This is a genomic window from Archangium sp., assembly GCF_057119385.1.
Genome location: NZ_DBNGVP010000120.1, coordinates 108,933 through 130,066 on the forward strand (window position 1 = coordinate 108,933; position 21,134 = coordinate 130,066).

A 21,134-nucleotide genomic window follows, 5' to 3' on the forward strand; every position below is an offset into this window, starting at 1 on the left:
GGGGGGCCTCCGGAACCTCGCATCTCCGGCGTATCATGCACTTCCTTCAATGCGCGACCCCGTCATCGGCATCGATCTGGGCACCACCAACAGCGCCGTGGCCTCCGTGGAGGAGGGACGGCCCCGCATCATCCCCTCACGCTCGGGAGGCCGGCTGACACCCTCCGTGGTGGGACTCACCCCCAAGCTGGCCGAGCGCGTGGTGGGCACCAAGGCCCAGGAGCTCGCGAAGGAGCACCCCGACTGCGTGGTGTGGGCCACCAAGCGCTTCATCGGGCGGCGCTTCACCCCGGAGCTGGTGCAGCAGGCCAAGGCGGTGGTGCCCTACCCGCTGGCGGGCGGCAACACCGGGGACGTGCGCGTGAAGATGGCCGGGCGCACCGTGCCCGTCACCCAGGTGTCGGCGATGATTCTGGGTGAGCTCAAGCTGGACGCCGAGGCCTTCTTCGGGCGCGGGGTGAGCCAATGCGTCATCACCGTCCCCGCCAACTTCGATGACAGCCAGCGCCAGGCCACCCGCGAGGCGGCCACCATCGCCGGGCTGGACGCCATCCGCCTCATCAACGAGCCCACCGCCGCGGCGCTCGCCTATGGGTTGTCTCGCGGCTTCCAGGGCCATGCGCTCGTGTTCGACCTGGGCGGCGGCACCTTCGATGTCACCGTCCTGGAGATTACCGACGGCGTCTACGAGGTGAAGGCCACCGGGGGAGATCCGGCGCTGGGCGGCGAGGACTTCGACCTGAAGATTGTGGAGTGGCTGCTGGCGCAGGTGGACGACAACCACCGCGAGCTGGTGCACCGGGACGTGGTGTCCATGCACAAGCTGAAGGTGGCGGCCGAGCAGGCCAAGCGCGAGCTGACGGAGTACGAGGAGACGCTCATCTCCCTGGAGGGGCTGGGAGACCATACCCAGCCGGCGCGCAAGCTGACGGGCCTGGAGACGGCGCTGACGCGCCACTTCTTCGAGCAGCTGTGCGAGCCGCTGTCCAAGCGCTGCATCGCGGTGTGCGAGTCGGTGATGAAGGAAGCGGGGATGGACCCGCACGCGGTGGACACGGTGCTGCTGGTGGGCGGCATGACGCGGGTGCCGTTGATCCGCCGGCTGGTGACGGACTTCTTCGGCAAGGCGCCCTCCACGGACGTGAACCCGGACGAGGCGGTGGCGCTGGGCGCGGCCATCCACGCGGACGAGCTGGCGCGCCAGTCGGGCGCCGCGCTGCTGCTGGACGTGGTGGGCAACTCGCTGGGCGTGGGGGTGATGGGCGGACGGGTGAAGCACCTCATCCCCCGGAACAGCTCGGTGCCGGTGGTGGCCAAGGACGTCTTCCACCCGGGCCGCCATGGGCAGACGGAGGCTCGCATCCCCATCTACCAGGGCGAGAGCGAGATGCAGGACGAGAACCGCAAGCTGGGCGAGGTGGTGCTGCGCAACCTCCAGGGCGCCTCGCGCGCGGACACGCCGCTGGAGGTGACGTTCGAGCTGTCCAACGAGGGCACGCTGTCGGTGCGCGCCACGGACTTGAAGACGGGACTGAGCGAGGCGGTGAAGCTCGAGGCCCGCCCCCACCTGCCGGGCCAGGAGGCCGAGCGGCTCGTGAAGGAGCAGGCCGCGTACGCGCAGCGGCAGGCCCAGGCGGACGCGAAGAAGACGGAGGAGACGTTCCGCAAGCTGCTGGAGCGCGGCGAGAAGCTGGCGAAGCTGCTGCAGCGCACCGCCGAGGAGAACCCCAGCGACGAGGCGGACGCGGCGATGATCAACGTGCGCTCGCTGCTGGCCACCGGCTACTCCGCCCTGGAGGGCCGCGACGCCGAGCAGTGCGCCCAGGTGGCGCGCCAGCTCACCCAGCTGCTCTCCGGCCGCCGGGACTGAGCTCCTACCGCGCCTGTTTCCCCTCGCCCGAGGGGAGAGGGGATATTGGGCTCAAGGGACGGCTGGGATGCGCACCATCCGGCCCACGGAGGGCACGCCCGCGTCGTTCACCAGGAAGAGCTGGTAGTAGCTCGCCGGCGCCAGGTTGTTGTTGGCCGGCGCGGTGACGGTGAGGACGCCACTGCCTCGCGTGAAGGGCAGGGTGATCAACCGCTGGTTCTGGTCGAAGGCATGCGTCACCGCCCCCAGGGCAATCAGCGTCACCTTCGTCACCCGGCCCGCGTCCGGCGTCGAGATGGTGAACGTCGTGCCCGGTGACACCACGTCCGGCACCGAGCTCACCACCGGCCGTGCCCCCTTGAAGAGGTAGGGCGGCGAGAAGACCTCCGCGGTGTTGGCGTTGCGGCCTCCCGCGCTCAGCACCCGCCCGTCCGGCAGCAGCACCGCCGTGGCGTGATAGCCGCGATAGACCGTGTTGCTGGCGAGCCGCGTCCAGCGGTTGGTCGCGGGGTCATACACCTCGGCCTGGAAGACGGGGCGGGTCTTGTCGTCGAAGCCACTGCCCCGGCTGCCCCCCGTCACCAACACCGTCCCATCCGGCAGCAGCGTCGCGTTGTGCTGCCGCCGCGGCGTGCTCATGGGCGCCATGTACCGCCAGACCGGCGAGGCCACGTTCAGGTCGATCTGCTCCACGGTGGCCGTTGGCGGATCTCCTCCTCCGATGAGGAACACCCGGCCATCCAGGTACACCGCGGGCCCGTAGCTCCGGGTGCCGTAGTTGCTCGAGGGCCCGGAGCTCCAGGCGCCCGTCCCTCCCGGATCCATGAAGCGGCTCAGCCGCTGCGGCCCCGCCAGGAAGAGCCGGCCATTGGGCGCCAGGAACATCCGCGGGTAGTACGGCAGCTTCAGCCGCGCCGTCGTCATGTCCCGCCACGTCCCGGTGGCCGCCAGGTAGCGTTGGGGAATCTCGTTCATGATGCCGGTGCCCACCGTCTCGCCGGAGATCACCATCACGTCTCCGTTGGCCAGCGTCACGTTGGTGGGGTACCAGCGCCCATCGTTCATGTCCGGCAGGCGCGTCCACCGCGAGGTGAACGGGTCCCACAGGCTCGCGTCCTCAAGCCCCACGTGGCTCTCGATGTGTCCGCCCGTGATGAGCAGCCGGCCATCCGCGAGGTAGGAGTGGCCCGCGCAGAAGATGTTGTAGCCCGGCGCGGGCAGCCGGCTGAGGCCTCCCGTGGCGGGATCCCACAGCCCCGGCGGGTCATCGCCCTGGGCGAACTCGCCGAAGAACATCACCCTGCCCGTGGGCAGCAGGCTCGCGTGGGTGGCGGAGAGTGGCCAGGCCATGACGCTCGACCACTGTCCCACCTCCGCGGGAGTCTGCGCCCGGGCCGGGCCCGCCCACATCGCGCATCCCACGAGCCAGAGCGCGAGCACTCGTGGCTGGGAAAGAGTTCTCATGGACATCGCCGCCTCCCCGGATTCCCGCTGTTTCAAGGTAAGAACCTAGGGGGTCGAGGCTGCACGCCAAGCCGGACCCAAGGTGCAAGGCACTGGTGGGTGGTGGGCTGTTCGAGACTGTCGGGTGCGTACTGCTCACCCCGGACTCGCGTGCGGATGGACGTGGGGCCGAGCGCCCCCACCTTGGGGGCCGTCCCACCCTGCCCGGGAGGTTCCCATGAGGTGCTGGCGTCCGTTCGCCGTGCTGCTGGCCCTGTTCTCCGCTCCCGCCCTGGCCCAGGCCGGCGAGCCCCTCCTGGACGCGGGAGGCTGGAAGCCGTGTGGGCGCGCCGCCACTCCCCTGGCGGAGCTCGCTCCCGGCGCGGGCGACTCGGAGCCGGGGAGAGGGGTTCGCGGCGAGCGTGTCCTCTTCTTCGCCTCCGATGATGGCGTGCACGGCCGCGAGCCCTGGGTGAGCACCGGCACCGGAGGCCGTGGCACCTCGCTCCTGCTGGATGTGCGTCCCGGGCCGGAAGGAGCCGAGCCCTCGGGCCTCACCCGCGTGGGAGAGCGGGTCTTCTTCGTCGCCGACGACGGCGAGCACGGGCGCGAGCTGTGGGTGAGCGATGGCTCCTCCCGGGGCACGCACCTGGTGAAGGACATCTGGCCCGGCCCGGATGGCTCGTACCCGCAGTCGCTCGTCGAGCTCGGCGGGGTGCTCTACTTCGCCGCCGGAGACCCCGAGCACGGGCGCGAGCTGTGGCGCAGCGACGGGACGGCCGAGGGCACCTGGCTCGTCGAGGACCTGGATCCCGGCTTCGAGGGCACCAGCCCCTACCTGCTGACGCGCGGGGGAGATGGGGCGCTCTATTTCATCAGCCACTTCCAGGGCTTCTACATGCGGCTGATGCGCAGCGATGGGCGCTCCCGCGCCGTCGAGCTGTTCCGCCGCTCCAGCGAGGGAGGTGATCTGGAGTCGCTGACGGCGGTGGGCAACAAGCTGTTCTTCGTGTCCACCAGCGTCCACGATGACGTCATGGCGGAGCTGCGGGTGACGAGCGGAGGCGCCCCCGTGCTCGTGGGCTCGTTCCCCAGGATTCATGACCTGGTGGCGATGGGCGGGCGGCTGTACTTCAGCGCCAGCGGGGAGGGCGACTCCACCAACGAGGAGCTGTGGCGCAGTGATGGCACCCGGAAGGGGACGCTGCGCGTGAAGGACCTCCGGCCCGGCGCCGAGGGCTCGTCCCCGGGTGGATTCGCCGTCCTGGGCCGCCGGCTCTTCTTCTCCGCGGACGATGGGGTGAACGGGCGCGAGCTGTGGGTGAGCGATGGCACGGCCTCCGGCACGCTCCTCTTCGCGGACCTCGTTCCGGGCTCCGGGGGTTCGTCTCCCGAGGCGCTGACCGCCGTGGATGGGAACCTGTTCTTCAGCGCGGAGACGCCGGGACACGGCCGCGAGCCCTGGGTGAGCAGTGGCTCGAACGGGAGCGCGGCGCCGCTCGATGAGTTGGCCGCCGGCATGGACTCCTCGGACCCGGGTGGCTTCGTGCGCTCGGGCTGGGACGTCTTCTTCCTCGGGCGGGATGCGGCCCATGGCTGGCGGTTGTGGGCCCTGCCGTTCCGTCCCGCCCACGCGTGTGACGACGACGCCCGCTGAGGCCTCTCGGTTTTCCGGCTGCCCGGTGCGAGGGGTCTCGACTTTCCGTGGCCCCTCGCACCACGCGTGCGACTCCAACTCCGCGAAATCCCGGGCGTCCCGTGGGGAGCCCGCCTCCTGGCACACGGGTGGCAGAAGCCCGCCGCATGAACATGAAGACATACAAAGGGCTGGCGCTCGCGCTGCTGGGATTGGCGGCGTGCAGTGACAGGGGCAGCATTCCCGAGAACCAGCCGGTGCAGATGAAGGCGCGGCTGGAGTCCTTCGCGAGCTGCGCGGCGCTCGAGTCCTATATCGAGGACGCCGCGGTGCTCGACATGCGCTCCACCCTGGAGCGCTCCAAGCCCTCCTATTGGAAGGGGCGGGGCGGTTGGTTCGGCGGCCCGGTGGAGTACGCGGACGGCGCGGGCGCTCCGACCCCCACCACGGCGGGCGGCGGCAGCTCCGGCCCGAAGGACCATACCGGCACCAACAACCAGGTGGAGGGTGTGGACGAGGCGGACTTCGTGAAGAACGACGGCACCCGCATCTTCGTCCTCTCCGGACAGAAGCTGTACGTGCACCGCTCCTGGCCGGCCGAGTCGCTGCGCGTGGAGTCCTCGCTGACGCTCGAGGGGTGGCCCCGGCAGATGTTCCTCCACGGGAACAAGGTGGTCGTCTTCTCCTCGGTGAACGCGCCGTATTCGGGCTCAAGCGTGGGCGGCGGCTTCGTGGCGGACTGCGCTTATATGGGCCCCTGCGGCCATGGCGCCTCGACCACCAAGGTGACGACGGTGGACGTGTCCGACCTCGCCGCGCCCCAGGTGACGAGCGAGGTGTACCTGCCGGGCGGCTACCACGACGCGCGCCTGGCGGAGGGCTCGGCGCGGCTGGTGATGCGGGACTCCTTCCGCTGGCCCACGGGCGTGCGCTTCTGGCCCGAGTACTCCCAGGACCTCTGGAACGACCAGGCGCGGCTGGAGAAGGAACTCGACCGGCTGATGGCCCACAACGAGCAGCTCATCCGCGCGGCCGCGCTCACCCAGTGGGTGCCCGAGGGCCGGCGCAAGCTGCCGGATGGCACCGTGGAGACGCTGGGCTACGACTGCCACGACTTCCACAAGACGAACGCGCCCACCCGGCTGGGGCTCGTCACAGTGGCCACGCTGGACCTGGACGCGCAGACGTTCCAGCCGCCGGGCCGCGTCACGCTGGTGACCGAGCCGGGCGAGGTGTACGCCACCGCCGACGCGCTCTACCTGGCCACGCCCCACTGGTGGTGGTGGCCGGAGGCGGGGCAGACGGACCACACCTATGTGCACAAGCTCGACCTGAGCCAGCCGCACCGCGCCTCGTACGTGGCCAGCGCCACGGTGAAGGGCATCCTGCTGGACCAGTTCAGCATGGACGAGCACGAGGGCGTGCTGCGCGTGGCCACCACCATCAGCTCGCGGGTGGCCGAGGCCGGCAACCCGTGGGGCCGCACCGAGACGGCCAACCGCGTCTTCACCTACGGGCAGGAGGGCGGCCAGCTGAAGCTGCTGGGGCAGAGCGAGGAGCTGGCCAGGGGCGAGCGCATCTTCAGCGCGCGCTTCGTGGGCAAGCGGGGCTACGTGGTGACGTTCCGGCAGGTGGATCCGCTCTTCACCTTCGACCTGTCGGACCCCGCGCACCCGCGCAAGGTGGGCGAGCTGAAGGTGCCGGGCTTCTCCTCGTACATCCACCCGGTGGGGGACTCGCACCTGCTGACGGTGGGCCTGCACGTGCCGGAGAACGGCGACTGGCGCACGCGCGCCGTGAAGCTGAGCCTCTTCGATGTGTCGGACATGGCCAACCCGCGCGAGACGTTCACGCAACTGGTGGGCACGGCCTACGGCTGGAGCGAGTCGCTCTACGACCACAAGGCCTTCAACTACTTCCCGGCCAAGGGGCTGCTGGCCATTCCCTTCACGGACTGGACGCCGGTGTACAACGGTGACTACTGGAGCAACTTCGTGAGCGAGCTGCGCGTCTTCCGCGTGGACACGGCCGCGGGCATCACCCCGGTGGGCGCCCTCTCCATGAAGGACGCCTACCAGGTCATCAACTCCAACCAGTGGAGCTGGGTGTACACGCCCTACGTGCGCCGCAGCGTGATGGCGGATGACTACGTGTACGCCATCAGCGACGCGGGCGTGCGCGTGGCCCACGTGAGCAACCTGTCCTCGCCCCTGGCCACCTCGCGCTTCAGTCCCTACACGGCGCAGTGAGGACGAGGGCTGGCCGTCTGCCGGGGGGACAGGCGGCCGGCTGATGGGTCAGGCGAGCGGGGGTTGGCACGTCCGCGAAGGCAGCCGCGCATCCCCGGCGGAAACCCGCTATAGCCCCTCGCGCCCATGTCGCCCGCACCCCTGCCCAACCGCCGCGAAGAGTTCCGAGCGCTCTGGAAGCTCGCCCTGCCCGTCGCCATCGCGCAGGCGGGCCAGTCCATGATGAGCTTCGTGGACACGGCGGTGGTGAGCCGGGCGGGCACCGAGCCCCTGGCGGCCATGGGCGTGGCCACCGCCGTCTACTTCGCCGTCAGCAGCCTCGCCATGGGGTTGATGATGGGGATGGATCCGCTGATGTCGCAGGCCTTCGGGGCGCGCAACGCGACGCGCGCGCGGGCGCTCCTGTGGCAGGGCAGCTACCTGGCGCTGCTCGCGGGCAGCGTGCTGGCGTTGCCGATGGTGGTGGGGGTGCCCTGGCTGTTGCCCCTCTTCGGCGTGGGGGGCGGAGAGCTGCCCCTGGTGCAGGACTACCTCACCTGGCGCGCGCCCAGCCTGCCGTTGATGCTGCTCTTCATCAACACGCGCTCCTATCTGCAGGCGGCGGCGCTCACCCGGCCGCTGGTGGTGGCCACGGTGGTGGCCAACCTCTTCAACCTGGGCGCGGACATCCTCTTCGTCTTCGGCGGCGAGGTGCTGCCCGCGTGGTGCGGACCGCTGCGCCTGATTCCCGCCATGGGCGTGAAGGGCTCGGCCATCGCGACGCTGCTGTGCTGCGTGCTGCAGTGGGCCCTCATCGCGTGGGCGGTGCGCCAGATTCCGGTGTCCGGGGGCAGGCTCTCGGTGCGGCCGGTGCGCGCGGACATCCTCCAGGCCCTGCGGGTGGGCGTCCCCATCGGCCTGCACATCGCGGCGGAGGTGGGGGTGTTCTCGCTGGCGGGCCTGCTGGCGCGGCGGCTGGGGCCGGAGAGCATGAGCGCGCATCAGATCGCCATCTCCTACGCCAGCCTCTCGTTCACGGTGGCGCTGGGCATCGGCAACGCGGGCAGCGTGCGGGTGGGCTGGGCGGTGGGGGCGCGCAACACGCCGCTGGCACGGTTGAGCGGGCTGATGGCCTTCGGCGCGGGCGCGGGCTTCATGTCGGTGTGCGCGCTGGTGTTCGCCTTCTTCCCCGAGACGCTGGCGCACCTCATGGGCACGCCGTCCGAGGTGCTGCCCATGGTGGTGCCGGTGCTGATGGTGTGCGCCGTCTTCCAGATCTCCGATGGCATCCAGGGCGTGGGCGCGGGCGTGCTGCGCGGGGCGGGGGAGACGCGCTTCACCTTCCTGGCCAACGTGGTGGGGCACTACCTGGTGGGCCTGCCCGTGGCGCTGCTGCTGGGCTTCGGGTTGAAGCTGGGCGTGGTGGGCATCTGGTGGGGCCTGTGCGCGGGGCTCACCGCCGTGGCGCTCGCGCTCTTCTGGCGCTTCGAGCGCCAGAGCGCAGGTACCCTCCGGCCCCTGGAGGCGTGAGGGTGCGAAGGCTTCGAGGGTGGGTGTTCGGGCTCCTGCGGGTGGTGTCCAAGCCATGAGTGAGCAAGGTGCTCCACCGGACGCCGCGCCGCGTCCCCATGTCTATCTTCTCGATTATCTGATGCGCTTGCGGCAGCAGAAGACGCGGGGATTGTTGTTGGATATGGGGGAGATCAACGTCATCCGGATGGTGGCCTTCATTGATGGCTATCTTTCTTGCGAAGACGCCAACGGCATCAAGGATGAGGAGTATCGCTGTTTCTTCCAGTGGCTCCGTGAGGTGAAGCACGAATTGCCCACGGAAGGATGGGCCGCGAAGTACCTGCGCGATTGCGAGGGCGACCACGAGCGCGCCATCCGCAAGTTCCTCGACTTCGCCGCCGAGTTCGTCGCCCTGCGCGAGCGCGAGCGTCAGGGCTCCTGAGTCCCGCTCCTCTCCACGGCAGGTCGTGCTGGAGTATCGTGGCGCTGACAGTTGCGCCACGTCCGGCTCTCCTGCGGCTTTCAGGTGTGAAGGACGGACGTGCTACCCTTGCAGCATGCGAAGGCTTCGAGGATGGGTGTTCGGGCTCCTGCTGGTGGTGGGGGCCGCGTCCGGTCCCGTTCAGGCGGCCTCGCCCGCGTCGGTGGCCAGGATGGTCCAGGCCAGTGTGCTGGCCGCGAACACCATCCAGGTCAAGGTGCTGGCGTACCTGGCCCGTGGTGACGTCGCGGGTGCCATCGCGATGTACCAGCTGCAGACAGGGCAGGCGGCACCGGCGTGGTTGATGGACCTGCAGGTGGCCTACAACGTCGCGAATCAGGCGGCCGGTAGGTGCCAGCAGGTGGCCCGCCTCATCCATACCGCGTACAGCAAGCTGGGCCAGACGCCGCAATATGTGGCCATCAGGTCGCTGGGTAGAAAAGACTATATCGCCTTCGACATGGCGAACGGCAAAAGTCCTGGTATCACTTACAATGGCTATCACGTCATCGTCAAAATCGAGGACATGGTCTACGACGCTTATACAGGACCGGCCGGTATGAAATTGACGGAATATCTGTCCCGGCTTCATGCCGAAATGGGAGTCGACTGGAAGGTCGTGTCCTCACCATGAGTGGAGAAGGCATTGCGACGGGCCCGTCCGCGTATCGTCATGTGTATCTGCTCGACTACTTGATGCGCATGCGCGGTGCCATGCAGAAGGGGCTGCTGGCCATGTATCTGGGGGACATCGACGTCACCCGGATGGTGGCGTTTACCGATGGCTACCGCGCCTGCCAGAGCGCCAACGGTGTCGAGGACGAGGAGTACGGTCTCTTCCGTGACTGGCTCCGCGACGTGAAGCAGGAGTTCCCCACGGAGGGCTGGGCCGCGAAGTACCTGCGCGACTGCGACGGCGACCACGAGCGCGCCATCCGCAAGTTCCTCGACTTCGCCGCCGAGTTCGTCGCCCTGCGCGAGCGCGAGCGGCAGGGCTCCTGAGCCCCGCTCCTCACCACGGCAGGTAGTGCTGGAGCATCTCCCGCCACACCGGCCAGTCGTGCGTGCCTCCCCACCAGATGGCCAGGTGGTTGCTGATGTCCTTCGACCACAGCAGCTTCGACAGGTTCTCGTTCGAGGGGCGGCAGAAGTCGTGCTCGCCCACCGCCAGCACCATCTCCACCCGCCGCAGCGCCGCCAGCTGCGCCGCGTCCGACACCCCCGGCAGCCACTGCATGCACGAGTGGTAGTACACGCCGTCGTCCTGGTGGCCGTCGAGGAAGTCCTCCGTCTCGAACTTGCCTCCCATCGACACCAGCCGCCGGAAGGTGTTCGGGTGCCTCAGCCCGATGTTGTACGTGTGGAAGCCTCCGAAGCTGCACCCGCCCAGCGTCAGCCGCCCTCCCGTGCTGCGCGACATCAGCAGCGGCACCACCTCGTGCAACAGGTACTGCTCGTACGCCGCGTGCCTCGCCACCCGCTCTCTCGGGGGGATGGACGTGTTGAACCAGCTCTCCGCGTCCACCGAGTCCGCGCACACCACGACGTAGCGCCCCGCTTGAATCCGGTCGGCGATGGCCCCGATGAGCCCGAAGTCCTCCGCTTGATAGAAACGCCCCTTGCTGGTGGGCAGCAGCAGCACCGGCTCGCCCGAGTGCCCGAAGAGCAGCACCTCCATGTCCCGGCCCAGCCGGGAGCTGTACCAGCGGTGGTATTCGCGATTCATGCGCCTACCTTAGCCACCGTTCCCGGGCCGCGGACGGGCCTCGTGGGCCCGGCACCCGCGCGCCGCGCGACAGTGAACACCTGCGCCCGAGGCTAGAAGCGCAGCGTGGGGCCCAGCAGGATGCTGTGCAGCGGCTTGGCACACGCGTCGAGCGTCGGGCTCGCCGTGCTGTCCACCCGCACGTCACACCACTGCCACGCCGTGGAGGCCGTGATGCCCAGGTGCTCGCCCAGCCACGTGTCCAGCCCCAGGCGCACCGCCGTGCTCAACCCGGCGTGCAGCATCCGCCGCGGAGAGCCCAGGTCATCCAGCGTCAGCGGCGTCGAGCGGCTCTGCGCCACCCTCAGCCCCACCCATGGGTTCACCCCTCCGTCCCGGAGGAAGCGCAGCCGCATCTCCAGTCCCACCGACTGGTAGTCCAGTTGCAACTGCTGGCCATTGATGGTCGCTCCCCACGTCTCGGCACCTTCTCCTACCAGTCCGAGGGACAGCCCGAAGGGCGTCTCCACGCCCACGTAGAGCTGCAACGCACCACCCATGGCCCGGATGCCCGAGGTGTGATCGAGGACGAAGCCGGTGCTGGCCGAGGCGTAACCCCGCCAAGGCCCCGCTGCCGATGTCCCCGCCCACAGCGCCAACACCAGGCCTCCGAGACTCGCAACGTGTCGCATGCGGGGCGGAGTCTAGCGCAGACCCGCCCCGTCAGGTCTACCCATACGGTGGGTACGTTCCGCGGCGGGCGTTCGGCCGTGGACGCGAGCCGGGTAGAGTCCCACTCCATGTCCCTCTCTTTCGACGTGGCTGCTCGCTCGGTTCGCGATGCCCTCACCGGCGCCGGCCAGGGCCTGGTGGAGCGCGAGGCCATGGTGGAGCTCGTGGCGCTGTGCGCCGTGGCGGGCGAGCACCTGCTCGTCATCGGCCCGCCCGGCACCGCCAAGAGCGAGGCCGTGCGCCGCACCGCGCGGGCGCTCGGCGGCGGCTACTTCGAGTACCTCCTGGGCCGCTTCACCGAGCCCTCGGAAATCTTCGGCCCGGTGGACCTGCGCAAGCTGCGCGAGGGCCTCGTGGAGACGGAGACGGCCGGCATGCTGCCCGAGGCCGAGGTGGCCTTCCTCGACGAGGTGTTCCTCGGCTCCACCGCCATCCTCAACACGCTGCTGGGCCTGCTCAACGAGCGCGTCTTCCGACGAGGCCACACCCGCATGCGCTGCCCGCTGCGCGTGTGCGTGGGCGCCTCCAACGCCCTGCCCGAGGACGAGTCCCTCGCCGCCTTCGCGGACCGCTTCCTCGCGCGCACCTTCGTCGCGCCCGTGCCGGACCCGCGGCTGGAGGAACTGCTCGCGGGAGGCGCCTCGCTCTGGAAGGCCGAGGAGGCACGCACCGCGTCACTGGAGGCGCTGGATGTGCTGGCCCAGGCGGCGCGCGAGGCGGACCTCGGGCCGGTGCGCCCCCACCTGGCCCACGCGCTGCGCACCCTGCGCGGCGCGGGCATCGCCCTGAGCGATCGGCGCATGGTGAAGGCCCAGCGGCTGGTGGCCGCCGCCGCCGCGCTCGCCGGGCGCTCCACCCCGGGCCTGGCCGACCTGTGGCCCCTCATCTACGCCGTGCCCACCCAGGAGGCCCAGGCGCTCGCGCGGGATGTGCTGCGGGAGCTGCTCGCGCATTCCGAGAACCCGGCCCTGTCCGCCGCCGCCCTCGAGGCCAGCGCGGGTCCCCTGGCACGGGCCCAGCGAATCGCCCAGGCCGGGCGCACCGTGCTCGCCGCGAGGCCTGGGGATGGTGACGCCGAGGCGCTCGCCTCGTGGCGGCTGAAGCTGGAGGGCGTGGCGCGGGAGATGGACGCGGGCTTCGCCCCCGAGGCCCTCCCCGAGGAGCTGCGCGCCGTGCGCGAGGAGCTGCGTGCGGCCCTCGTGCAGGTGCCACGGACGGAAGCGGCCTGAGGGCCCGCGCTGAGGGCTTCAGGGCAGCGGGTTCTTGCCCGCGAAGGCCTTCAGCCAGGTGTGCTCGTCGTGAATCCGGGGGACGCAGGATTCTTCGTGCAGTGAGGCCAGGGGCCAGCGCTTGAAGCCCGAGCGCTTCAGCGCCTCCTCCCACCTGCCCAGATCCACCCAGAGGTCGATGCTCTCCATCCGCGTCGGGCTGTGACCCGTCAGCTCGGAGCCGTACACCTGCAGCAGCAGCGCCCGCTCCAGCTCCAGGCGCGAGTGCTGCTCGCGCATGCGGGCGCCCACCTCCCACAGCAGCCGACCCATCCACCGCCGCTCGTTCTCGTTGAGGTGGGCCGCGCTGGCCCGCGCGCGCCGCTGCAGCTCCTTGCCCAGCGACACGCCCTGGGCCCACGTGGCCAGCAGGAAGGCATGGTGGCCGGGCAGCAGCAACACGTCCTTCAGTGCCTCACGCATCTCCTGGAAGAAGAGTTCGCTGGCGGGTTGCTTCCACTCCAGGGAGACGAGCGGCTCGAGGGCCTCCAGGTCGCGGCGTTGGAAGGGCGCCTCGGGGGGACGCTCCGCGAGGAATGCGCGCAAGGCCAGTTGGAGGGTGGAGGCCGTGGAGCCGGTGAGCTGAGTGAGCCGCGTTTCCGCCTCGGGCAGCAGTTGCTGGCGCGCGGGTGACTCCGCTCCGAGCAGTGCCAGCCGCTCGCGCAGGGCCATGAGCAGGGGCACGGAGCCGCTGGCGCGCACCTCGCCGGGCCCCCAATCCAGGAAGCCGTCCTGCTCCGGGATGACGGTCAGCAATGGCAATCCCTGGGGACCCTTGAACGGCAGCTTCTCGTCATGCACCAGGGGGAGGAGGTCCGTATCTTCCAGGGGCTCGGGCAGCAGGGGACTCTTGCTGAAATCCGGACGCCCGAGCGCGACCCAGGACTCGAAGAAGGCATGCCGCCAATCCGGGGACTGCGAGCGGCGCTCGGCGAGCGCCAACAACAGGGCCGCCTCCGGCGTGTGCTTCACCTCGGGCCGCCGCAGGTCACGCCGCATCGCGTCCAGCGAGCCGTGCTCCAGGTAGAGACATGCCCGCATCAACCGGGCAGGCGCATTCGTCCTGTAGAGGGGGGGCTGGAGCAGATGGTTCAGGAAGGAGTACGCACCCCTGTAGCCGGCGAAACAGAGCCAGATGCGCTGCTGCGACAGAGCCTCCCAGGGGTTCTCGTCCGCGCTTACCTGTTCTTCCGTACCGAACCCATCCAGGGCGAACTGGCTGCCGGCTGCCGCGGCGGACACCAGCCCCAGGGCTCCCAGCAGCAGACGGCGGCGAGACCAGCGATTGCCTGTCCCTTTCGCTACCATGGAGGGCTGTTCGCTCCCGGGTTCCGCCTCGCCGTCCTCGCGCTTCGTCATGGTGACCTCCATGGTAGCCTCTACACTGCATACCGCAAGAAGTGGGTCCGTGCGGCTGCTGGTACTCCTGGCCGTGCTCCAGGCGGGGTGTCTGTCGGAGACGGAGGAGGCGGTGCTCGGAATTGAGTGCGGCCCACGAGACCTGACTCCGGAGTGCTGTCTCAAGAAGAATCCCGGTCAGTGGGAGCGCTGCACCGGCTCGTCCGAGCTGGCGCGGGTCGCGGAGGCGGCCGCCGGGACGGTGGGGCGCGCTCCCTCGTTGGCGGTCAAGACCGCCGCCGCTGGCATGGCGGGAGTGATGGTGACGGCCGTGCACATCGGCTCCGCCGAGCGCCGGGGCGTGGCGCTGGCGACGGATCTGCTCAAGAAGGTCGAGGAGGAGATCGTGCGGTGCGTGCGCCAGGCGGATCGGGAGGTCAATGCGTACCACTTCGGTGGGAAGAGCCCGACGCGGGAGCAGTGCCAGGAGGTGAAGGTGGGGGAGCGCACGACGTGGGCCGCCTACCTGGGACTCTTCAAGCACGAGACGGCCTGGCCGTGTCTGCGCGAGGCGCTCGATAAGCTGTTGAAGGGGAAATACCTGCTCCACCCGCGCTTCTACGTTGATCCGCGGACGGGCGAGTGGGTGCACATGCCCGAGGACATGATGAGCCAGATCGTGGCGAGGGAGGGCTGGTCGGGTCTGCGCGGAACCATCGAGCCGGACATCGTCCTGCTGGACGCGAACGGCGTCGTCATCCATGCGTACGACCTCAAGTTCCCGTGCCCGGAGAGCAATGGCACTTATTGGGGCAGGTACGTGGATGGACCCTGGAGGTATTGGTCACAGGGCGAGCTTTATGAAAAAGCCCTCCAGGTGCCACTGAGGCTCGTTTCCCCACAAGAGGGAGTTGTCCCGGACATGGAGTAGGATGAACGGCACATTCATGCGCTACCCCAGGTTGCGGTACCACAATGAGCGTAGTTGGCTGAGCGCAAGCGATGCCTTGCTCATCTGCTTCTACATACCTCAGCCCAACGAGCAGATCGCTCCCGCTGTCATCCGCACCGTGGAACTCTTCCGGAACCAGATACGGCCCTATCAGCTCGTCTGGAACGACACGGGGGAAGGACAGGCTGAGCCGCTCGACGACGTTTCCTGGGAAAGAAGCCGTAGGAAAATCCTGGATGCGGAGCCTGGCGAGGGTGGGTTCCTCGGATTGTCGAGCCATACCCATCGGGTGGATGACCTCCTCGTGGACTATCGGGGGCTGTCCCCTGTTCCCCTGCCCTGGCCCGAGCGGAAGGATGACGTCTGTGTCCTGTACCTGCGCCTGCCCACGGCTTATCTGGAGGAGCGGGGACCGGAGCACGTCCATGCGCTCGCCCGCGAGCTGGCGGCCGAGCTTCCCTTCTCCTCGGGCTACGTGGATTTCGTCCTCTGCTCATCCAGTCTTCATGCGGTCGCGGCCCTCGAACTCATCCGCTCGCGCTACCCGGGTGTCCATCTGACCTCGAGCGGCGCCACCATGTACGTGGGCACCCGGGTGGAGGGCGTGCACTGGATGAACTTCCTCGGGCAGCCAGTGCTCGGTGAGCTCGGTGGCGTATCCGGTCTGCGCGAGCGTCTGTCGCTTCCAGACATTTCCCTCCAGGAGATGAGCGGGGACCGGGTGCTCATCACCCTGGGGGAGCGGCCGGAAGTGGGGGATGTGGAGGCGGACCAGCGGCTTGCTCCTCACCGCGCGCTCGCCCGGGTTCTCGAGCCCGTCCTCTACCGGCGCAAGTCCATGTTCGGCCACAAGGTCCCCGAGGAACTGCTGCGCTGGGACCGCCGCTTCCTGGAGTGACGATCCGCCTCCCGGGCGCCATGAGGTAGGCTCCGGCTCGTGGTGAGCCCGTCGTCGACCCCAGACCCGCGCTTCTCTCCCTCCTGGAGTCCCCGGACCTCGCCGCTGCCCGCGCTCGCGGTGGCGGGCGTGGGGCCGGTGGCGCTCGCGCTCGCGCGGCGGGTGCTGGCCGCCGAGGATTCGGAGCTCGCCCGGTGGAGCGGTGTGGCCGGGCCCGGTGTGCTGGTGCTGCTGGGCGACACCGAGTCCCTTCCATGGGTGGAGGGCGTCGTCTACCTCGGGCGCGACACGGCCGCCCCCGCGCTGCTGCTGCCGTGCACGCTCGCTCCGGACGTGGCTCCCGCGCTGCTCGAGCGCGCGCTCGTTGCCCGCGCCCAGGGGAGCACTCCGCTCGCCGTGCTGCCCCGCACCGCGCACCTCGTGCCCGTGGGTGCCGCGCGTCCCGTCTCCCGTGACACCGTGCGCGCCTGGCTCGCGACGCAGGAGGGTGCATGAGCGACCTGCCCGAGTCTCTGCGTCCCTGGGCCGCGCAGCTGTCCCTTTTTCCCGAGGACCTGGCGCTCAGCCTGGGCGCCCACGTGGCGCGGTTGGCCGCGGCGCTCGGCCCGATGCGCGCGCGCAACGAGATGACGGGCGGTGAGCCCCAGGGCTACGACGGCCTCACCCGCCGCGGCTCCCCCGAGCGGCTGCTCATGAGCGAGTGGTTGATGGCCCTGGAGGCCCCGGACGAGTTCGTACGCCGCGCGGCCTTCGGCGAGCAGGCCTTCCTCCGTCCCGCCTTTCGCCAGCCCCAGGGGGGGCGCCGCACCGTGGCCCTGCTGGACGCCGGGCCGGATCAGCTCGGCGCGCCCCGCATCGCGCACATGGCCCTGCTGGTGGCGCTCGCCCGGCGTGCCGAGTCCGTGGGCGCGGCCTTCGCCTGGGGCGTGCTCCAGTCCCCTCCCCGGAAGCAGCCCTTCTCCTCTGTCGACGCCGCCTCCATCGGCCAGTGGTTGAAGGCCGGCACCGCCGCGCCTCCCCTGCCGGCGCAGCTCACCGCGTGGCGCGAGACGCTCGAGTTGGGGCGAGCTCCCGAGGACGTGTGGCTGGTGGGCAGTGCGCGGCTGGCGCGGTTGTCAGGGGCCGAGGGCCTGTCCCTCGTGGCCGTGGACGAGGTGGTGGCGCCCGGTGTCCGGCGGCTCTCCGTGGAGGTGCGGCCCGCGTCCCGGCCGCCGCGTCAGGTGGTGCTGGAGCTGCCTTCCGCGCCCCAGTGCGTGCGGCTGCTGCGCGACCCCTTCGTCACCGCCGTCGCCGCTCCCGTGCGCGACACCCGCACCAGTCCCGTGCACTCCATCCACTTCTCCGCGGATGGCTTGCGACTGCTGATGACGCATGCGAACGGCGCCGCCTCGGCGCAGGTGCTGCCTCAATCCCCGCGCGACACGGTGCCCAGGCCCAAGCGCTTCCATCCTCCCCCCGGCGAGCGGGTGGTGGCCCTGGGCTGGCGCCGCTCCGGCGGGTTGCTCGTGGTGACGTGGCACGGGGAGAAGCGCGTGCTGTGCGTGCATGGCCCTCTGCGCGGGCACTCCACGGGCCGCGACTCGACCATTCTCCTGAGCGCCCTGCCCGAGACGCTGCGCTCCTCGCTGGTCCTCGGAGCCCCGCTGCTGGCCCTGTCCATGGTGCGTGAGGGCCGCGAGGTTCCCCTCGTGCTGGACTCCTCGCGCTCGCTCCATCAGCTCGCCTCGGGCGAGCGCCTCGCCGCGCCGCTCCGCCAGGGTGTCAGCGCGCTCCTCGAGCGCCGGGGCGGCCTCTTCTTCGTGGACCGGGATCGGTGGGAGGACCGGGCCACGTCGGCGCCGCGCACCGGGTGCATCACGCCCAAGACGTTCGATGGATGGTCGCGGACGCTGCCCGTCGAGGGGACGGGCGCGGCGTTCTTCGGCCATATGCGGGACTCCTCGAGGCATACGCCGGGGCCTCCGCTCGCCATCCGTCACAAGCCGGGCCAGTGGTGGGTGACGCGGGACTCCAACGATGAGCAGAAGGGGGAGTGGGTGTCCGTCGCTTCCGGCCTGAGCGTGGTGGGGCTCTGCTGCTGGCCGGTGGATACGCCGCTGCCGGGCCTGGTGGTGCTCGGGGAGGACCAGCGCACCTTCTACCGGGTGACCGGAGACGGGGCCTCCGAGCTCCTGGTGACGGCGTCGGCCCGCGTCACCTCCAGTGGTGTCAGTCCCGCACTGCCCCTGTTGGCCTGGATGACGGACAAAGGCGAGGTCTGCGCCTGGAGCTTCCAGCACCGCGCCCTCGTCTACCGCGCCACGCCGGGAGGAACGACATGAGACCCGCGCGCTCGCCGCGGCCCCGCGTCCATGTCCACCGTGGCTCCGTGGAGGGGGTGGCGCTCTGGTTCGACCCGGTGCTGACAGGCGAGGCCGAGGTGCGCCGGCGCGTGCTGGCCGCGTGGACGCCCGGCGCGGGCGTGTATGCGCTCGAAGGGGGCTTCCTGCTGCGGCTGCCGGCCCCACGCCGCATGGAGTGCGCCGAGGCACCGGGCCTGCCCTTCACCCTGGAGGACGGTGTCCTGCTCTCCGCGCCCCTCTCGCCCTCCGAGCGCGAGCGGCTCGCCCCCTCCTCGGGGAGCGCCGTGCTGGTGCGCGCGGGGACGGCGCGGGTGCATCCGCTCGAGCCCTCGCGGCGGGTGGATGTGTCGGCGTGGCTCGACGTGTCCCACTTCGACGTGGTGCCCATGGAGGGCCTGGGCGCGCCACCGCCGCCCGTGGCCACGCTCGCGCCCGTCGAGGCACCTCCGCGCGACCGCTTCGGCGTCGGACCTCCCGCTTCCGAGGCCGAGGCGATGCGGGCTCGTCTGGAGGGCCGGCCCGTGCCCCAGCGGCCCGGCGCGGCCACCGTGAACGCGGGACCCGCCGCGCGCGCGACGCTGTTCGACCGGCTGCGGTCCTGGTGGAACGAGCCCCCGCCTCCCCAGGGGCCGGGACTGTTCTCCCGGCTCGCCGAGTGGTTCGCCCGCTCCACGCCGTTGGGCTCGCTGCTGGGCCAGCGCAAGGCGGAGTACGTGCGGCGGCTCTTCGACCTCTTCGACGAGGGCAACCTCCAGGAGGCGCTGCGCTACGCCATCCCGCTGGACAAGGGGGCGCCGACGGAGCACACGCGGGTGTCGCTCGGGTTGCCGGGCCCCCGGGAGCACCTCTCCATCCAACCGCGCCGGGGTGGAGCGGCCAGCGTCTTCGGTGGCGGCGCGCAAGTCTACGATGCGTTGCGCGAGCGCTACCGCGAGGCCTTCCGGAAGCTGGAGCGCGAGGGACGCATCGAGGAGGCGTCCTTCGTCCTCGCCGAGCTGCTGCACGAGAACGAGGAGGCCGTCTCCTTCCTGGAGAAGCACGGCCGCCTCCGGCTGGCGGCGGAGCTGGCCGAGGGGCGCAAGCTGGCGCCGGGGCTGGTGGTGCGGCAGTGGCTGCTGGCCAAGGACGTGGCGAGGGCGGTGGACATCGCCCGGCGCGCGGGCGCCTTCGCGGACGCGGTGCTGCGGCTGGAGCGCTCGCACCCGGCGGAGGCCCGGGTCCTGCGGTTGCTCTGGGGCGAGGTGCTCGCGCAGTCGGGCGACTACGCGCGCGCGGTGGAGGTGGTGTGGCCGGTGGAGGACGCGCGGCGGCTCACCCACGCGTGGCTGGAGCGGGGCGTGGAGGCGGGTGGTGTCTCGGGCGCGCGGCTGCTGGCGCGCATGCTGTCGGTGCTTCCCGAGCGCTTCGACACGGTCCGGACGCGGGCGCTCGCGCTGCTCGACTCGGAGGACGCCGAGGGCGCTCCGGCCCGTCAGGCCTTCACCGAGGCGCTGGCGCGCGAGGTGGACAGGGCGAAGGAGGCGGCGATGCCGGGCCAGGTGCTCCTGCGCCCCGCCGTGCGTGCCCTGTTGAGGGACCGGGCGGCCGGCCACCTGCGCCCGACGCCCCGCGAGCTGGAGCGTCTGGTGTTGCTGACGGGAGACACGGCGCTGCGGGCGGACCTGCCCTCGTTGCCGTCCCTGCCCGAGCGCGGGGGCTTCCCGGCGGAAGCGGCGCCCCACGTCTTCGGCGCGGCGGAGGGCGGGCCCTGGCCCATCCACGACGCGGTGCCCTTGTCCGGAGGGCGGCTGCTGGTGGCGCTCGGCGAGGCGGGGGCGCGGCTCGTCACGAGGGACGGCCGGTGCGTGGCGCACTTCGACGTGCCCGCCTTCTCGCTGGTGCTCTCGGTGCACGAGGACCGGGCCCTGGCGCTCGCGCCGCGCGGGGAGCTCAAGCGCCTCTCCCGGTTGGACCTCGTCCAGCGCCGCGCCGAGCCCTGGTGCGACACGCGCGTGGACGCCTTCGCCCCGGTGTACGACGGGAGCCTGTGGTTCTTCGCCGTGGAGCACACGGTGATGGCGGTGGATGCGCTCGCCGCCGAGCCGCGGGCGCTGTGGCGGGTGCCGCAACTGGGCGGGCAGGTGCTGGAGGTGGCGGTGGGCGTGGCCGAGCTGAGCTTCGTCACCTTCAACGCGGCGGGGGAGCTCGAGCGCTGGACCTGCTCGGTGCCGGATCCCACGTTGCGCTCGCGCCAGGTGATGCCTCGCAAGCTGGAGTCGCTGCGTCACCTCTCGCTCGAGGGGGACGGCTCGCTGGTGGCGCTCGACGAGGACGAAATCCGGTGGATGGACTCCTACAGGGCGCCTCCGGTGCGGCCGCCCCTGCTGCCCTGGAATGCGCTGAGGACACTGGTGCTCGGCGGGCCGCACATGGTGGCGGTGGAGCCCACGCCGGTGGGCGAGCGGGTGTGGCTGCTGGAGCGGAAGGAGGGCACGGTGCGCGCGCGGTTCCTCTTCGAGGGGGACGCGCCGGTGTCGGTGCGCTTCCTCCATGCGGAGCTGCTGCTCTTCGACTCCGCGGGCCGGCTGGCCCGGGTGGACCTGTCACGCGGCGAGGTACGGCGGGTGGTGCTGCGCTGAACGCACGCGCGCCGTTCCCCCCACACATACCTGCCCACCAGGTGACAGATTCCGGGCTCGTGAGGCACTCCGCCCACCGCCGTTTCTTGCCGTCTGAGGTTCTTGTGCACA

Annotated in this window: 17 protein-coding genes; 13 read left to right on the top strand and 4 right to left on the bottom strand. The window is 70.7% G+C overall.

The genetic code is table 11. The features are described 5' to 3' along the window. The first annotated feature begins 49 nt into the window (after positions 1-49). Positions 50-1,870 (top strand): Hsp70 family protein, encoded by a 1,821-nt coding sequence (locus AC16DP_RS29815; protein ID WP_329730896.1) that lies wholly within the window; start codon positions 50-52, stop codon positions 1,868-1,870. Between the two features lie 51 nt (positions 1,871-1,921). On the opposite strand, the gene AC16DP_RS29820 is transcribed toward AC16DP_RS29815, so the two are convergent. Continuing rightward, positions 1,922-3,334 (bottom strand): galactose oxidase-like domain-containing protein, encoded by a 1,413-nt coding sequence (locus AC16DP_RS29820; protein ID WP_329730895.1) that lies wholly within the window; start codon positions 3,332-3,334, stop codon positions 1,922-1,924. Between the two features lie 217 nt (positions 3,335-3,551). Here AC16DP_RS29820 and AC16DP_RS29825 point away from each other — a divergent pair, with 217 nt between their 5' ends. From AC16DP_RS29825 to AC16DP_RS29850, 6 genes are all read left to right on the top strand, one after another. Further along, the gene (locus AC16DP_RS29825; protein WP_329730894.1) at positions 3,552-4,970 is read left to right on the top strand and encodes an ELWxxDGT repeat protein; all 1,419 of its coding nucleotides are present in this window, start codon (positions 3,552-3,554) and stop codon (positions 4,968-4,970) included. 146 nt (positions 4,971-5,116) lie between these two features. After that, positions 5,117-7,198, top strand: coding sequence for a beta-propeller domain-containing protein (locus AC16DP_RS29830; RefSeq protein WP_329730893.1), 2,082 nt, complete (start codon positions 5,117-5,119; stop codon positions 7,196-7,198). 126 nt (positions 7,199-7,324) lie between these two features. Beyond that, positions 7,325-8,707: an MATE family efflux transporter gene (locus AC16DP_RS29835; RefSeq protein ID WP_329730892.1), complete on the top strand. Its 1,383-nt coding sequence runs from the start codon at positions 7,325-7,327 to the stop codon at positions 8,705-8,707. Positions 8,708-8,762: 55 nt separating this feature from the next. Beyond that, positions 8,763-9,131: a hypothetical protein gene (locus AC16DP_RS29840; RefSeq protein WP_329730891.1), complete on the top strand. Its 369-nt coding sequence runs from the start codon at positions 8,763-8,765 to the stop codon at positions 9,129-9,131. Positions 9,132-9,267: 136 nt separating this feature from the next. Next, positions 9,268-9,804 (top strand): hypothetical protein, encoded by a 537-nt coding sequence (locus AC16DP_RS29845; RefSeq protein WP_329730890.1) that lies wholly within the window; start codon positions 9,268-9,270, stop codon positions 9,802-9,804. Next, a complete protein-coding gene (locus AC16DP_RS29850) occupies positions 9,801-10,172 on the top strand; it encodes a hypothetical protein (protein WP_329730889.1) in 372 nt (123 codons plus the stop codon). Before AC16DP_RS29845 ends, AC16DP_RS29850 begins: the two co-directional genes overlap by 4 nt. 10 nt (positions 10,173-10,182) lie before the next feature. Here AC16DP_RS29850 and AC16DP_RS29855 read toward each other — a convergent pair whose 3' ends face one another. Both AC16DP_RS29855 and AC16DP_RS29860 read right to left on the bottom strand, forming a co-directional pair. Beyond that, a complete protein-coding gene (locus AC16DP_RS29855) occupies positions 10,183-10,896 on the bottom strand; it encodes an esterase family protein (protein ID WP_329730888.1) in 714 nt (237 codons plus the stop codon). A gap of 92 nt (positions 10,897-10,988) precedes the next feature. Continuing rightward, entirely contained in the window at positions 10,989-11,567 is a 579-nt protein-coding gene (locus AC16DP_RS29860) for a hypothetical protein (RefSeq protein ID WP_329730887.1), read from the bottom strand. Positions 11,568-11,675: 108 nt separating this feature from the next. Between AC16DP_RS29860 and AC16DP_RS29865 the strand changes: the two genes are divergently transcribed. Then, positions 11,676-12,836, top strand: coding sequence for an AAA family ATPase (locus AC16DP_RS29865; protein ID WP_329730886.1), 1,161 nt, complete (start codon positions 11,676-11,678; stop codon positions 12,834-12,836). Between the two features lie 18 nt (positions 12,837-12,854). Here AC16DP_RS29865 and AC16DP_RS29870 read toward each other — a convergent pair whose 3' ends face one another. Next, a complete protein-coding gene (locus AC16DP_RS29870; RefSeq protein WP_329730885.1) occupies positions 12,855-14,234 on the bottom strand; it encodes a hypothetical protein in 1,380 nt (459 codons plus the stop codon). A gap of 49 nt (positions 14,235-14,283) precedes the next feature. Between AC16DP_RS29870 and AC16DP_RS29875 the strand changes: the two genes are divergently transcribed. From AC16DP_RS29875 to AC16DP_RS29895, 5 genes are read left to right on the top strand one after another with little or no spacing between them, the layout of a single operon-like run. Further along, entirely contained in the window at positions 14,284-15,144 is an 861-nt protein-coding gene (locus tag AC16DP_RS29875; protein ID WP_329730884.1) for a hypothetical protein, read from the top strand. A 16-nt stretch (positions 15,145-15,160) separates the two neighbouring features. Next, a complete protein-coding gene (locus AC16DP_RS29880; protein WP_483956901.1) occupies positions 15,161-16,063 on the top strand; it encodes a type VI immunity family protein in 903 nt (300 codons plus the stop codon). Between the two features lie 42 nt (positions 16,064-16,105). Then, positions 16,106-16,558 (top strand): bpX5 domain-containing protein, encoded by a 453-nt coding sequence (locus tag AC16DP_RS29885; protein ID WP_329730882.1) that lies wholly within the window; start codon positions 16,106-16,108, stop codon positions 16,556-16,558. After that, positions 16,555-18,384: a hypothetical protein gene (locus AC16DP_RS29890; RefSeq protein WP_329730881.1), complete on the top strand. Its 1,830-nt coding sequence runs from the start codon at positions 16,555-16,557 to the stop codon at positions 18,382-18,384. Before AC16DP_RS29885 ends, AC16DP_RS29890 begins: the two co-directional genes overlap by 4 nt. Next, a complete protein-coding gene (locus tag AC16DP_RS29895; protein ID WP_329730880.1) occupies positions 18,381-21,023 on the top strand; it encodes a bpX6 domain-containing protein in 2,643 nt (880 codons plus the stop codon). The genes AC16DP_RS29890 and AC16DP_RS29895 overlap by 4 nt, the downstream gene beginning before the upstream one ends. Positions 21,024-21,134: the final 111 nt, after the last annotated feature.